The 685-nt window shown below is 43.9% G+C and carries 1 protein-coding gene; it reads right to left on the bottom strand.

Annotation, left to right across the window (positions count from 1 at the left end; translation table 11 throughout):
• Positions 1–52: 52 nt before the first annotated feature.
• Positions 53–634 carry a hypothetical protein gene (locus QL982_RS13150; RefSeq protein ID WP_290166148.1) on the bottom strand — a complete coding sequence of 194 codons (582 nt, stop codon included), beginning with the start codon at positions 632–634 and terminating at the stop codon, positions 53–55.
• Positions 635–685: the final 51 nt, after the last annotated feature.

Here is a 685-nt window from a genome sequence, read left to right as displayed (position 1 = left end):
ACCAGCGATCCCTTGGGCGCCCGTGATGGCGTCGATAAACTGCGCTTCACTCTTACCAGCATTGCCTGCAAGTCCTTTCCCATACCTCATAGGCGGAAGCACCATTTTGACCATTAGTGCCGTCTTCACTATCATCTGAGTCTGAACGCTTCGCGACTGCTAACCCTGCACCAATAGTGCCTAAACCTGCTAACCAAGGCATCACTTTAAAGCCAGCTGCTTCATTCGCTGCCATCCACCAAGTGTTCGTCTTTAGGTTTTCGCCAGTCAATTGACCTTGCGTCGGACTGCCTTGTAGCTCATTAGTGTAGTCGACCATTTGGCCTGCATTAGGTGAATGATAGTAATAACTACCATCTTCAGCGACACTCATAACAGCACTGTCGATCGTATCGTAAAACCCTTCAATAATGAGGTCAGGGTTTATACTTTCACCTTCGAACGAGGCATGAAGATCTTTATCCACTCTTTTAGTAACGATATTTTTTGGAGCACGACCTGCTGTCTCATCAAAAAACTCATAATTGGTTTTATCAGCGGCTTTAATGACAGTAGGCTGGCCACTGTTAGCCAACACTTTATGCTCAGTAATTGTCGCGTTTTTATTGTTTACTTTAACAGTGATAGCGGTCATCAGATCATCCTTGATTAATTCATTCTAAATACATATCAATCTAGAATAATG

It is taken from the genome of Psychrobacter sp. 5A.1 (genome assembly GCF_030407455.1).
Taxonomy (GTDB): Bacteria; Pseudomonadota; Gammaproteobacteria; order Pseudomonadales; family Moraxellaceae; genus Psychrobacter.
This window is presented reverse-complemented; position numbering and strand designations above follow the sequence as displayed.

Excerpts from the sequence above, each read along its gene's own strand:
- QL982_RS13150 (WP_290166148.1), bottom strand. The coding sequence starts at position 634 with ATGACCGCTATCACTGTTAAAGTAAACAATAAAAACGCGACAATTACT.